The organism is Rickettsiella endosymbiont of Litargus connexus (assembly GCF_964277335.1).
Classification (GTDB): domain Bacteria; phylum Pseudomonadota; class Gammaproteobacteria; order Diplorickettsiales; family Diplorickettsiaceae; genus Aquirickettsiella; species Aquirickettsiella isopodorum.
On the sequence record NZ_OZ195516.1, the window covers coordinates 559205 to 573576 of the forward strand.

The window sequence follows — 14372 nt, forward strand, 5'->3', positions numbered from 1 at the left end:
CAAATAATATATTAGAGTTGAGTAAGGTATGGTAGCGATAGCACGTGGTTTAGAACAAAAACACGAACAAGATCCGCGTCGATTATTACGAGATACGCGTACGCTCTCTCAGCGTTTTGTCGATTTTTTCAAAAATCCTCAGGCCGTTACGATTTTATTAGTAGGTTTCGCTTCAGGTGCTTTTTTTATTCCAGCAATTGCCGATCTTATCTTTCTACTGGGTATCCTGTCGTTTTTTTATGCGTATACACGTAAAACCTGCTTACCCTTTCGGATGCCACAACGTTCACATCAATTAGACCATAATGATTTAAAAGCCGGATCGAATAAACCACAAAAAGCACGTGGTATTTGTTTGTTTGGTAATGAAATATCTAGCGGCGAAGAGTTATGGTTTAGCAACGATGACATGCGGACGCACTGTTTGATCTTTGGTTCTACCGGAAGTGGTAAAACTGAAGCGTTAATATCCTTAGCCTTTAATGCATTGGTACAGGGCAGTGGATTTATCTACGTGGATGGCAAAGGAGATAACAGCTTATTTGCTAAAGTTTTCTCGATGGCACGTTCCATGGGTCGTGAAGACGATATTCTTGTAGTCAATTTTATGACTGGTGCGCGGGATATTGTTGGGCCACAAGAAAAACGGTTGTCAAATACGATGAATCCTTTTGCTAATGGCTCTTCGAGTATGTTATCTCAGTTGGTCGTCAGCTTAATGGATGCGAGTAGTAATACACCGGATGGGGATATGTGGAAAGGTAGAGCCATCGTATTTGTTGAAGCGTTAATGAAATTATTAGTTTATATCCGTGATCAAGGTGGAATTCTATTAGATGTTAATGTGGTACGTAATTATTTTGAGTTAACACGAGTAGAAAATATCGTTATCGATAAAATATTTCCACGTGATGGTCAAGAACCTTTGAGCTTAATTGATGTTCCTGAAGTTGTATTGGAACCGATTACTAATTATCTGATTAACTTGCCTGGCTATGATAAATCCAAAAAAGGAAAACAAGTTTCACAAGTTTTGGAGCAACATGGGTTTATTACCATGCAGTTAACGCGTGTTTTTGGTTCCTTAGCCGATACCTATGGCCATATTTTACGAACGAATTTGGCAGAAGTGGATTTAAAAGACGTCGTACTCAATCGCCGTATTCTGTTGGTCTTATTGCCTGCTTTTGAAAAATCACCGGATGAATTATCTAATCTAGGTAAAGTGATCATTGCTTCTTTAAAAGCAATGTTAGCCGCGGGTTTAGGGGAGGAAGTCGAAGGGGATTACCGAGATATTATTGAGCGTAAGCCTACTAACTCTTTAACGCCTTACTTGTGTGTGCTCGATGAATATGGCTATTACGCAGTCCCTGGGTTTGCTGTCGTTCCTGCTCAAGCCCGTTCATTAGGGTTTTCCATCGTTTTTGCAGGACAAGATTTGCCCGCTTTTCAAAAAGCGTCTAAAGAAGAAGCGGCATCGATAGGGGCGAACTGTAATATTAAACTTTGTATGAAATTGGAAGATCCATTAGAAACGTGGGACTTTTTTTCAAAAAGTGCAGGCGAGGCTTGGGTTACTAAAGTAGATGCTTTTCAAACCCGCGCTGAAAGTGTGATGAATAATTATGCGGATACACGTAGCGCTTCTTCAGAAAAGCGGGCACGTATCGATTTACTTGATTTAAAAGAACAGCGTGAAGGAGAAGCACACATTTTATTTAAATCTAAGATTATTCGCGCACGATTATTTTATGCGAATCCACGTCCAGTGGCCCGCATGAGACTGAATCAATTTTTAAAAGTAGGTCTGCCAACTAATCGCTATTTGTTAGATTTGCAATCACGCCTACAAAACTTTCGGAAAGTGACAGACAAAGCACAATTTTCACTGACTAAACTTGATGAATCAACCATTATTACTAGGTTGGCACAAACCTTATCCGAACATCCTGAACTCAATCCTATTAAAGCAGCAGTGCCTGCTTTATTAGTTTTAGATCAACCTATAGAGGCCAGTAAAGAAGAAACAGTCATTGAGACAGAAGAAACATTACCTGACAATGAATTAAATGTGTTCACCCCATTAACCGTCACACCGCAATTAGCGAGTTTGATGACGGTGGATAATCCGGATCAATTTAACGCGGCATTTTTAAAACGATCGATAACACAAAAATTAGTAGCGGTGATAGAAAAAGTATCCGGTAAATTTGAAAAACATGCCAATAGTATCGCTGCGGAAATTGTTCAAGATATGGCGTTAGCAACCCATTATCCACCGGCACTTCATCCTATATTACCAGGAGCAGAGCTGGCTAAAGATGTGAATAAATTGTTGTTAGCTATTAAGAAAGAACGGGTCTCCCGTGAGGAAAAGTCAGATGCATAGTCGAGTTAATGTATGAAAAATCGAATTTTTTTATTATTTATTTTTTTGTTGCTTTCAGCTTGTACGAGCACGCCTAAAAAATCACTAAGCCCAGCTGCGCAACAGGCTAATTTATTAAATGCTATTAGCAAAGAAGGTGTGCGTAGACTTGAAGTAGGAGATGAGTTGCGATTAACTCTCCCTAATTCCCGTTTTTTCATTAAGAATACTTCTAAATTAAAAGTTAGTGCTTATCCGACATTAAACCGACTAGTCACCTTGCTCAACCAACGAAAAAATTTAGGAATTGATGTGCTGACATTTAATCCGACACGAGATTTACAGTATGAAACCTCAGATTTAGCGAGACAACAAGCTATAACTATCCAAAATTATCTATTAGAACAGGGTTTGAATGTACGAATTATTGTCGCTCGAGCTTGGGATAGAGGAGACCAAAGCGATGAGCGAGGAGTGAGATTTGATGGCGATCAACCGAAAATTTTGTCAACTGAGATTAGAACGCGCCATTTGCGTCCTGAAGATAGCGAGTGAAAAAAAGAAGCGAGGGGGCTAATAAAATTTAGGAAATGAAACGATAAACAACCCTAAAAAACCTTTTTTTGGGAAATTAAATGATGTATTTAAAACTAGCTTTTTCGCCTAGTATTGAGTTATAGTTCGTTGAAATAAGACCAAATTAGACAAAAAGAGGTCATAGTGGGGAATCGAATTGAGTTGCTTAAATCGCGTAAAGGTTTTTATCGGGATAATTACAACCGTGTTTGTAGTGCGCTGTTACTCACTTTATTTATAATTTTGATATTAAGTGCACTAGTCATTTATTTAGCTGTCTTTTCTCCTACGCCTGATTTTTATGCAAGTTCTCAAGACGGAAAGTTAACACGTTTAGTTTCATTCGAATCCTCAAGCGATATGCGTACTTAATTTAATAAAAATAATTTTAAAATTGAGATGACCATGAAAGAAGATGCCCTACAAGTCGTTAAGTTACGTAACGAATTTTATCGGGATAATTATAGAAAAGTTGTCGCCGCTTTAATGTTTAGTTTTTTTGTTATATTAATTTTAGCGGGCGCCTTATTTTATATCGTGACCCATCCGCCGGCACCCCGTTATTTTGCAACCAGCAGTGATGGTCGTGTTGTTCCTTTGGTGCCTTTTTCGCAACCGAATTTAAGCAATGCTGCCGTATTGGAATGGTCTAATACCGCAGCAACGGCAGCCTATAGTTATAACTTCGTTAATTATCGACAAGCGCTACAACAAGCGGCTGATTATTTTACGCCAGAAGGAAAACAAATGTTTTTTTCGGCGATAAAAAGTTCGAATAATTTGCAAGCCGTGATTAGTAAAAAATTAATTGTCTCGGCCGTGGCGACAGGTGTTCCAGTCATATTAGAACAAGGTTTATTAGCAGGTCGTTATACTTGGAAAGTGCAAATTCCGATGCTCATTACTTTCCAAAGCGCCAGTCAGTTTTCTCAACAAGCCGTGACAGTCACGATGTTAATCGTTCGAGTTTCGACGTTAACATCGCCACGTGGTATCGGTATTGCGCAATTTATTGTATCGGGAGGCGGGGGAATAACCGGTTAACAAGTATGTATTTTTTTACTGATCAAAAAAGAAAGTTTCGCACTATTTTTAACTTTTTAGCACTGATAGTCTTAATCAGCATTTCGGCGGTGTCGTTTGCAGCGGCAGAAAATTCAGCTAAACAAGATTCTCCTTCCGCTAGCAATTCAGTAGAGGCAAGTGCTGATAACGATAAAGCGTCTGTTTCGATACAATCCCTTAATAAAGCGGCATTTGGGTCGATGGCGCAAACGATGTTACCGATGTCGCCGGAACAAATAAAACGCTTAAGAGGACTTTTTAATCAAACCCAAGCGGCTGCTGCTACAACACCTGGCACGCCACCGCGGCCTACTATTTCATCTCAATATGTGAAGTTAGAACCTGGTGCGACACCGACGGTAATCCGTTTAGCCGAAGGTTATGTGACGACACTCGCGTTTCTTGACTCAACCGGTCAATCCTGGCCTGTGGACAATTATGATATTGGTAATCCACAAGCATTTAATATCCAATGGGATAAAAAAAGTAATTTGTTGATGATACAAGCGACTTCCTTATATAACGTTGGAAATCTTGCGGTACAGTTACGTGGTTTAGAAACACCGGTGATGGTGACACTGATTTCGGGTCAAAAAGCGGTAGATTATCGAGTTGATTTACGTGTTCCCGGCAATGGTCCTAATGCAAAAGCACTCTTAGGAAGAAATCTACCGCAAAGCGCTGATCCAGCCTTATTAAATATCTTAGAAGGTGTTCCACCCCCAGGGAATACCGCATTAAAAATTTCAGGAGGCCTTGCTCAAGCTTGGTTGGCGGGTGATCATCTTTATTTGCGAACACGTTTAACCTTAATTTCACCCGCCTGGATTTCTACGATGTCGAGTCCAGATGGCATGAAGGCCTATGAAATGCCCAAAACACCCCTTATTTTGGGTTTTGAAGATGGACAGTCTATCCAATTAAAAGTTGAAGGATTTTAAAAAAATTTATGAAACTTCAATTGCAAAATATTGCCAATTTATTTAAAAATATCCGTACACGTAGCATTATTCTAGTAACAGCGTGCATCCTTGTATTTGGTTTTTTATATGGATTTATGCATTTTACGAATAAAAAAACATCCGTCGAAGATACTTCGATACAGCTGAAAGGGTCCCCCAATATTGAATCAGTTCCTGGTGGATTAAAGCAATCACCCCCCGCGGATTACCAACGTTTGCAAGCCCAACAAAATCTTGAACAAGCGGCTATCGCTGAAAAAACGGGTGCGAGTTCTATTCCCACTTTACTCGACTCTAATCAGTTTAATCAAAATGGTGGTTTACCTTGCCCAATGGTCAGTTCACCGTGTGAGGCTTGCGCAAAATATATGGCATGTGCGGGTATACAGTCGACAGCGGCCAGTTTATCTCTGCAACCGAGTCAATTAAAATCGGGAACATTAATTTATAACGCACAAGGAAAAGTTATTGGTCATCTTGGTATGGATGGTAAGGTACGGGATAGGAATGGACAAATTATCGGCCAAGTAGGTCCTGATGGTTTAGTCCGATCGGAAGATGGAACGGTTATCGGTAGTGCTGCAGTCCCGGCGATGGGCGATCCTATTTATGATCTGGCGGGTCGGTTAATAGGTACGGTAGATCGAGATGGAAAAGTCAGGGATGCAAAAGGTCGTGTGATAGGCATAGTGGGCCCTGATGGTATTGTACGTAATCTAAAAGGGGCAGTGATTGGTAAAGTGGTTGTTCCCAAAGCCAGCATTGTTATTCCAGCCTATGATAAAAAAGGCCATCTGATCGGTACGGTGGATGCCGATGGTAAATTAAGAGATGCCAACGGTCATATTATTGGTGAAGTCGATGCGGATGGCACTGTTCGTAATTCTCAGGGCGATATTATCGGTAAAACGGGTGTTAACATGATAGGTGCTCCTGTTTATGATTCCGAAGGTCATTTGCTGGGTACGCTTGGTGCCGATGGTAAGTTAAGAGATGCCGCAGGAAATGTGATGGGTGAAGTCGATGCAAACGGAATTGTGCGTAATTCAGCCGGTAAAATTATTGGTCATGCTTACTTAAAAGGAACACATGAAAAAAGACATGCTATTCCAGGTACACCTGTTTATGATCATCAGGGTAAATTAATAGGGACGCTTGATAGTGATGCTGAAGTTCGTAATACACAGGGAAAGGTGATTGGTAAGTTAGATAGTGATGGTTTGGTACGCGGATTACATGATGAAATTATAGGAAAACTCGGCGCAACTGCACCCGGTACGCCTGTTTATGATAGTCAAGGCCATTTAGTCGGAAGTGTAGGTAACGATGGCCTGCTTAGAGACGTACAAGGTAAAGCCTTAGGGAAATTAGGCGCAGGTGGAGTTGTGCGCGATTCACAAAGTAATCCTATTGGTAGTATTACACCACCCCACAGAAATACGGCGTCAGTAACAAACAATAATGAGACAGCAACCCATGCTGCTGTTAGTTTACTCTCTGACACGGCGAGTAATCCTAATCCAGAATTACGGAGCATTTTAGATAGACAAGCGCAACAAATTTCAGCCCAAAAAGCCGATCAATTACAACAACAAATGCAAACTTCGATGAGTACCCAAGCAAGTCAGCTTTTTGCGGCTTGGACTTCGCCCAATCAGCAATATGTAGCAGGAATGCCGGAGTTAAATCGACTGGGGAATGGTTTAGCGAGCACATTGTCTGGACCTGAAGCAAACGCCAAAGCGCCGGCCGTAAAAGCAGGGACTATTATGTATGCCGTGCTATTGACGGCAGTCAATAGTGATGAGCCAGGACCGGTACTTGCAGAGATTGTACAAGGCAAATTTAAAGGCGCCCGTTTAATGGGTGCATTAAGCAATCAAGGTCAAAAGGTTTTACTTTCCTTTAATACCTTAACCCTCCCCAAATTATCCGAAAGTGTTCCAATTAATACCGTTGCTATTGATGAGAATACCGCACGTACGGCTTTATCCAGCGATACCAATAATCACTATTGGTTACGTTATGGGACTTTATTTGCTTCTGCTTTTCTCCAAGGTTATGGTCAATCCTTTTTAGATTATGGTAACACGTATGCCGGTGCGGTAGTTATTAACCCGACTAATCAACCAATTAATTTATCACCACGTGAGAGAGCTTTTGTTGGTTTAGGTCAAGTGGGCCAGCAATATGCGTCAGCATTAAGGAGCCTATTCAATACGCCGCCGACAGTGAAAGTTTTTTCAGGAACACCGGTGGGTATATTATTTCTTTCTGATTTACCGGCATTACCGACGAGTTAATTTTTATGCTTAATACAGACTTACAGACAACTATTCACAGTAAAATGAGGGGATAATGGATAAGAAAAATTATAATTCTGATGAAGAATATAAGCTTCAGGATTCAACAGAATCAGCGCCACATTTTTCGGGTACAACAAGTAAAGATCCAGCATCAGCTATTTTGGAAAAGACCCAACGTCATCATATTTTTTTAATTATATTTATTATTTTTACAAGTTTAGGTATTTATAAAATAGTGGATAAATTAATTCATAGGCAGGCTGTATCGAAACCTAAAACGGTCGCAAAAGTACAAAATTCCGCTGTGCCGATCCCAGCCGCCGTGCAAGCTAACATGGCGCTCGATAATCGGTTTAATCATATTGAAAAAGAACAGCGTGAGTTACAATCGCATGTCCAAGATTTTGATTCGGAATTAAGCGATATTAAATCAACTTTAGCGGATCTCAATGTGCGATTAATCGATATGAATGAACAATCTCAACTATTACGGACTCAACAAGAAGCTTTTTTTCAAAAACAGCAAAAAGCTAAAACTAAACTAAGCGAAAGAAAAAAATTAGCACCTAAACCCATTTATTATGTGCGTGCAATCATACCGGGTCGTGTGTGGTTAACCTTACAGGATGGTTCAACGCTTACTTTAGGTAGGGGAGATAAATTAGCCGGATATGGTGTTATAACCGCAATAGATCCTAATCAGGGAATTATTACTTTGAGTTCTGGAGCCATCATTGGTTATAACCCAGATGATAGGTAATTAATCATGCACTTATTCCGTGACAACAATCTTATCAAGAAATCCTGGAGACCTGCTTTATTCTTGCTAGCTTGTTTGTTTCTAAGTGGTTGCAGTGGGGTGCATTATGCTCATGTTGAAAGTATGTTGCTCACCGTGTCGAATCAATTTCCTAATATTTACCGTCTTATTACCGCGCTGGCTTATTTGATGGGCATCGCTTTTATTTTTCGCGGAGTATATCAATTAAAGGTTTACGGTGATTTACGCACCATGATGTCTGTGCAAACTAACTTTAAAGCGACTATGATGGTCTTCTTTGCGGGCACGGCACTGCTGTATGCACCCACTGCTTTTAAAAGTATGCTGTTAACGACTTTTGCGACCACCAGCGTGACGGATCCAATGAGTTATGAGCCAGCGAGTAGTCTATCAACGTTTTTAGCCTCACAGGCAGTTTTGCGCTTTATTCAATTAATAGGTACTATCTCGTTTATAAAAGGCTGGGTGAGTCTTACCCATGTATCTAATCCTAATGGGAGGAGTACGATGGGCAAAGCGGTTACACATATTGTTGCTGGGCTTTTAGCAATTAATATCGAAGGTACAAAGGAAATGTTACAAGCCAGTTTTGGTATAAGTTAGAGTGGATCATTATTATAAATAGAGAATGTTTGGAGAATGTAAAATGAAAAATAAATTCCTAAAAGCTAAGCGGATTCGATGCAGCGTATCTAGTTTAGCTCAATTGCCCTTGTGGATGAGCGTCTATTTTTATACCAGTTTAGCGTTAGCTGCGGATACAGATGATAATTTAGGCAAGGTGGCTAGCACGATTACGGGTTCTTTTGGTCAACTTGCTAAATTGATTACGGCAGGGGCTTATATGGCGGGTATTGGTTTTTGTATGGCTTCGATGCTGAAGTTTAAAGCACATAAAGATAATCCTACACAAATCCCTATTGGAACACCGATTGCTTTATTGTTTATTGGTGCCGCATTAATCTTCCTTCCGAATATATTCCGTATTGCCGGGTACACGATTTTTGGTGGAACCAGTGGCGCAGGGGGTGTTAGTGGTACGACAGGGCTTTCAGGAAGTTTATAATAATTATATGAAGCTTGAGAGTTAAGCAGCAACGTAGACAAAAATTCAAGGCCGAAGAATCTATTCAGAAATTACTTCGAAATAGGTCATGCTAAAGTTACCATTTAGTGTTTTAAAGTAGGTGAATGATTTAAGGATTTAAAAATGCATGAAAAATAAAAAAATGGTTTTGCTTAAAAAGTTAAGTGTCCAGCGCTCTCTATCCGTAGTAACGGTGATGTTGACTACCTTAGGTTATGCAGCAGTGAGTAAAGCCGATGGCGTGATGACATTAGGGGATATGGCCTTAACGATTACAAAATCATTTGAAGGTTTAGCCAAGCTGATTACCGCAGGTGCGTATATGGCTGGGATCGGTTTTGTTATGGCTTCGATGCTGAAGTTTAAAGCACATAAAGATAATCCTACGCAAATTCCAATAGGAACACCGATTGCTTTATTATTTGTGGGGTCCGCTTTAATTTTTTTACCCCATATCTTTATTATTGCCGGTTATACGATTTTTGGCGGGACCAGTGGTGCAGCTGGAATTTCGGGTACGACTGGGTTGCCGGGGCCCTAAACGATGTATCCCATTAAATTAAATGTAAATCCACATGGCTGGCGTCTTTTTATGCAACGTAAATTAGATCGGCGCTTTGAGGAATTTACTCAAAAAATTTGGCAACGTGATGAGTTCACTTGTCAATTTTGTGGTTTACAATCAAAAAAACATCAAGAAATAATTAACTTGGATCAAAATTATCATAACAATAAAATGTCTAATTTAGTAACCGCTTGTAGTTTATGCACACAATGCTTTTTTTTAGAATCGGTCGAAACGTATGGTGGAGGCATTTTAATTTATTTACCCGAAGTATCGCAAAATCATTTAAATGGTTTTTGTCATTTATTGTTTACAGCAATGAATAATGAAACCAAGTATAAAGAGACAGCGCAAAATGCGTATCGAAATTTAAAGTTACGTGCTCAAGTGATAGAAGACGAATGGGGTGTGCAATTGCAGGAACCGGCTGTTTTCGGCCAACTTATCATTGAGTCAGAAAATAAGAGTTTACTAGACAAGAAAATTTTTAGCGCTATTCGCTTATTACCTTCACGAGCAGGATTTAGGTATCAAAGTACAGATTGGTCACGTTCAATAACAACTATTTTACAATAAAAAAATTTGCATGGCTAAATTTCTAAATTCATTTTTAGATGGAATAGATTCTTTCCTTGCCTGGTTGAGTACATCACTTAAGCAGACAGTGGAGTCCTATTGCGATTTAGAAACTGCCGATAGTCCTAGTGTGCTCGTTGCCCATGATGGCTCGCTTATTTCGGTCATTCAGATTTTAGGTGTGACACAACTCATAGGAACGACTGAATTTCAGCGTTTGCACGAAGGGTTAACACAAACGTTGCAAATTGCGCTTTCACGTTCGGGTCATGCGCTGCAGGTTTTATTTCAATATGATAGACAAGTTGTTTCTGACCTAATAAAAGAAATTTTAGAACCAGGGAAGCAAACCAGTCAACGATTAAATTTAGAGTTAAATGATTTATTTGCTGAACGAGTTAATTTTCTCGCGAAGCATTGTGCCTCTGAAAGTGTTTATTTTGTTTGTTGGACACGACCGACTAGCTTAACCACGGAACAACATCAGCGCTCGACTAAAGATAAATTAAAATTTATTCGCGAAAAAAAAATTCCTCCTTCCACGTTGACGCAAAATGTCATTGCGGCCATACCCGATTTGCGTGATACGCATGATGCATTTATCCGTTCGATACGCCATGATTTAGCGGATTTAAATATTGCGGCCAATTTATTAGAAGTCCATGATGCACTGCATGCGATTCGCTCAGTAGCTGATCCTGCTTTTACCGATAAAAATTGGCGCCCCTCATTACCAGGCGATAAAATATCACTGAAAGAATATGATCGATCACGCAATACGATTTCTGATATTTTATGGCCCTCTTTAGCACGCCAAGTATTACCCCGTGATGCCGAGAATTTAGATTTAAGGACCGTACGCTTTGGCGATAAAATTTATTCTTGTGTGTTTATTGATCTTTTACCCAAGGAGATAAAAACTTTCAATGCCTTATTGCAACGTACTTTATCTGCAAGAATTCCATGGCGGATTTCTTTCTTTGTAGAAAGTGATGGCTTACGTACTATTAAATTACGATCGACATTGGCTTCTATATTGAGTTTTTCTTCGGCGCAAAATCGCTTGCTGAGTGATGCCAATAATTTGTTGCAATATGTGGCGATTAATACGGATGATGCGGTAGTGAGATTACGCGTAGCGGCATGCACCTGGGCGCCCGAGGGACAAATAGGTTTATTACGTACTCGCGCGGCAGAATTAGCTAAAGCCATCGAAGGTTGGGGTTCCTGTGATGTCTCTGAAGTTTCTGGTGATCCCTTTGGTGGACTTGCTTCAACGCTGCTAGGTATATCCGCAGAAAGTGTTGCCACACCAACCATACTGCCTTTTTCTCAGGTCGTTTATATGTTACCAATTACACGACCAGCGTCGCCATGGAAGACGGGTGCCCAATTATTTCGGAGTCCTGATGGTAAGCCTTGGCCATTTCAGCCCGGTTCAAGTGAACAAACCACCTGGATCGATCTGATTTACGCGCGTCCTGGCTCAGGAAAATCAGTACTATCCAATACATTAAATTTAGCGCTTTGTTTGGCGGGTGGTTTACAACGTTTACCACGTATTGCCATTATTGATATCGGCCCTTCAAGTAGCGGGTTGATTTCTTTATTACGCGAAGCATTACCGGTGGCGAATCGACATTGGGTGGCGTATCACCGTTTGCGCATGACAGCGGATTATTCGATTAATCCATTTGATACGCAATTGGGTTGTCGTTACCCAACACCACAAGAGCGTAGCTTTTTAGTTAATTTTTTAACTTTATTAACTACGCCGTTAGGTGCAGTTAAACCTTACGATGCTATTTCTGATATGGCGGGTTTGGTTATCGATGAACTTTACAAAAGTCTTTCTGATGAGGGGCTGCCTTATCCGTATACTTCGGGTATTGAACCCTTAGTGGATGGAATTCTAGAGGAAATGGGTTTTATTGCGGATCAGCGTACGACTTGGTGGGAAGTGACGGATGCGTTGTTTATTTCAGGTTTTCCACATGAAGCTATGTTGGCACAACGCTATGCAATGCCTTTACTTGCCGATGCAGCCGCTATATGTCGCACGCCTATCATAGAAGATTTGTATGGGAAAATAACCGCGCCGACTGGCGAAAGTTTAATTAATGCCTTTGCACGGATGATTTCCAGTGCGATTCGAGAATATCCGATTTTATCACGCGTGACGCGTTTTGATTTGGGTGAAGCAAGGATAGTCTCATTAGATTTGGATGAGGTGGCAAAAAGCGGTGGTGATGCAGCAGATAGACAAACCGCTGTTATGTATATGCTGGCACGTTATATACTCGCGCGAAATTATTATTTGAGTGAAGAAAATTTAAATGATATTGCCAGCCAATATCGTGACTACCACAAACAACGTATTGCAGAATTGCGCGATGACCCTAAGCGTATAGTCTTTGATGAATTTCATCGGACCTCAAAAGCAAAAGCCGTTCGTGATCAAGTGATCGTGGATATGCGTGAAGGCCGCAAATGGAATGTCCAGATTGCTTTACTTTCTCAATCCCTAGATGATTTTGATGAAGTGATGGTAGAGTTCGCCACGTCGATTTATATTATGGATGCCGGTCCTGCACAATCCATTGAGAAATCAGTAGAAACCTTTGGTTTGTCCCCTACCGCTAAAATTGCATTGCGAACACGTGTGCATGGTCCACGTGAAGGCGGCGCTACCTTCTTAGCGCAATTTGCGACAAAAGAAGGGATGAATACCCAATTGTTAACATTAACGCTAGGTCCTATCGAATTATGGGCGTTTAGTACGACGGTAGAAGACGTAAGTTTACGTAATCGGCTTTATCATAATTTGGGGCCGGTAGAAGCGCGACGTATATTAGCCCGTTTATTTCCCAATGGGAGTATTAAAAAATTGGTCGAAAGACGTTTAGCTGCCATAAAAGAGGATTACGGTGTCATTACTGAAGATTCTAGCCTAGGAATTATTGAGCAAATTGCAGAGGAAATCCTGCTTAATTATCGTAAAGATCCAGAGTTATCCTCAGTGGTGGTGACTTAAATGAGGCTGCTTAGAGCTTAATAGAAATTTTTTTAGTGACTAAGCACCCGAAAATAACGTTTAACTCAATAAAATATTAATAAAAAGGAGGTGAGCTGCTATGACTAAGGAAAACCAGGATGATAGTTTTGTAATTTTACAAGAAGGTGAAATTACTCAATTGAGACATGAAGCACTCAATCATATCCGTTTTGGAAATGATAGCTTAGATAACCAATTTAAGCGCGATATTGAATTCATGAGTTTAGCGATTGTTGACTATGGCTTATCCGAGCAAGATAAACTAAAAGCGGATAGGTTATTAAAAAGTATGCTGCTTTTATTTTTTGGTCAAGTTTGTTATCGGCACAGCTCAGATCAATGTTTTTACCCCTTTGATACGTTAAACAACTATTTCAAAACCAACACGACGTTAACGCATTTTCCCATAGCCGCTATTTTATTACATGGTAGTCGAGTATTAATTGAATTTCCTAGTGAACTAGCACGCCAAATAATGGATTGGCTGATTATTGATAAGAATAGCTGGCGTTATGCAGCAACACACGGTATTAGCGTCTTAACAGAAGCAGAAAGGATTGATAATAATGACAACACCACCAATCCCTTTATCTATAAGTGTTTAAAAGAAGAAAAAATTAATATCGGACAAGCCACGATTAACTTTGCGTACAATTCCGTCACAGGCTTAATGACATCCTGTTCGGAGTTTATGCAGGAACATACATCAAATAAATTAGATATAGCGGAACATTATGGTTTCGATTTAGCGTTGGGTGGTGTAGGCAATCAACATTTTGCTTCAAAAAAGATGATCCAGAATAATGGCGAACATGGGCATTTATATATTAACTTTTATCAAGGTGAAACACAGAAGTCATCTGGTTTATTGCTCGGTATAGAACAATCCGCTCCAGGAAAACCGGATCAATACGGCGGTGAACATGATTTACGCGTAAGTGATAGTGTTATAGCGCGTCGGGAGGAGATTTTTTTGGCAAAAAACCACCCTTACCAGAAATTTATCAAAAAGATTATCGAGGTTTAAG

Annotated in this window: 13 protein-coding genes; all 13 read left to right on the top strand. The window is 40.2% G+C overall.

What is annotated here, in order from left to right; genetic code table 11:
- The first annotated feature begins 28 nt into the window (after positions 1-28).
- The 13 genes from ACICP9_RS02475 to ACICP9_RS02535 all read left to right on the top strand — a co-directional run bounded on the left by ACICP9_RS02475 (position 29) and on the right by ACICP9_RS02535 (position 14371).
- Positions 29-2392, top strand: coding sequence for a TraM recognition domain-containing protein (locus ACICP9_RS02475; RefSeq protein ID WP_395498572.1), 2364 nt, complete (start codon positions 29-31; stop codon positions 2390-2392).
- Between the two features lie 12 nt (positions 2393-2404).
- Positions 2405-2926, top strand: a complete 522-nt coding sequence (locus ACICP9_RS02480) for an OmpA family protein (protein WP_395498574.1) — start codon at positions 2405-2407, stop codon at positions 2924-2926.
- 165 nt (positions 2927-3091) lie between these two features.
- Complete coding sequence (locus ACICP9_RS02485) at positions 3092-3319, top strand: type IV secretion protein IcmL (RefSeq protein ID WP_395498576.1); 228 nt, start codon at positions 3092-3094, stop codon at positions 3317-3319.
- Positions 3320-3352: 33 nt separating this feature from the next.
- Positions 3353-3991, top strand: a complete 639-nt coding sequence (locus ACICP9_RS02490) for a type IVB secretion system apparatus protein IcmL/DotI (protein ID WP_071662369.1) — start codon at positions 3353-3355, stop codon at positions 3989-3991.
- Positions 3992-3996: 5 nt separating this feature from the next.
- The gene (locus ACICP9_RS02495) at positions 3997-4953 is read left to right on the top strand and encodes a DotH/IcmK family type IV secretion protein (RefSeq protein ID WP_395498578.1); all 957 of its coding nucleotides are present in this window, start codon (positions 3997-3999) and stop codon (positions 4951-4953) included.
- Positions 4954-4961: 8 nt separating this feature from the next.
- Entirely contained in the window at positions 4962-7277 is a 2316-nt protein-coding gene (locus tag ACICP9_RS02500; protein ID WP_395498580.1) for a TrbI/VirB10 family protein, read from the top strand.
- 55 nt (positions 7278-7332) lie between these two features.
- Complete coding sequence (locus tag ACICP9_RS02505; RefSeq protein WP_395498582.1) at positions 7333-8040, top strand: hypothetical protein; 708 nt, start codon at positions 7333-7335, stop codon at positions 8038-8040.
- Positions 8041-8046: 6 nt separating this feature from the next.
- Complete coding sequence (locus tag ACICP9_RS02510) at positions 8047-8664, top strand: hypothetical protein (RefSeq protein ID WP_071662365.1); 618 nt, start codon at positions 8047-8049, stop codon at positions 8662-8664.
- Between the two features lie 115 nt (positions 8665-8779).
- Entirely contained in the window at positions 8780-9127 is a 348-nt protein-coding gene (locus ACICP9_RS02515; RefSeq protein ID WP_245756778.1) for a type IV secretion protein IcmD, read from the top strand.
- A 148-nt stretch (positions 9128-9275) separates the two neighbouring features.
- Positions 9276-9689, top strand: coding sequence for a type IV secretion protein IcmD (locus tag ACICP9_RS02520; RefSeq protein WP_395498584.1), 414 nt, complete (start codon positions 9276-9278; stop codon positions 9687-9689).
- Between the two features lie 3 nt (positions 9690-9692).
- Positions 9693-10289 carry a type IVB secretion system protein IcmJDotN gene (gene icmJ / locus ACICP9_RS02525; RefSeq protein ID WP_395498586.1) on the top strand — a complete coding sequence of 199 codons (597 nt, stop codon included), beginning with the start codon at positions 9693-9695 and terminating at the stop codon, positions 10287-10289.
- 10 nt (positions 10290-10299) lie between these two features.
- Complete coding sequence (locus ACICP9_RS02530; RefSeq protein WP_395498588.1) at positions 10300-13323, top strand: type IV secretion protein IcmB; 3024 nt, start codon at positions 10300-10302, stop codon at positions 13321-13323.
- A gap of 100 nt (positions 13324-13423) precedes the next feature.
- Positions 13424-14371 carry a hypothetical protein gene (locus ACICP9_RS02535; RefSeq protein ID WP_395498590.1) on the top strand — a complete coding sequence of 316 codons (948 nt, stop codon included), beginning with the start codon at positions 13424-13426 and terminating at the stop codon, positions 14369-14371.
- Position 14372 lies beyond the last annotated feature (1 nt).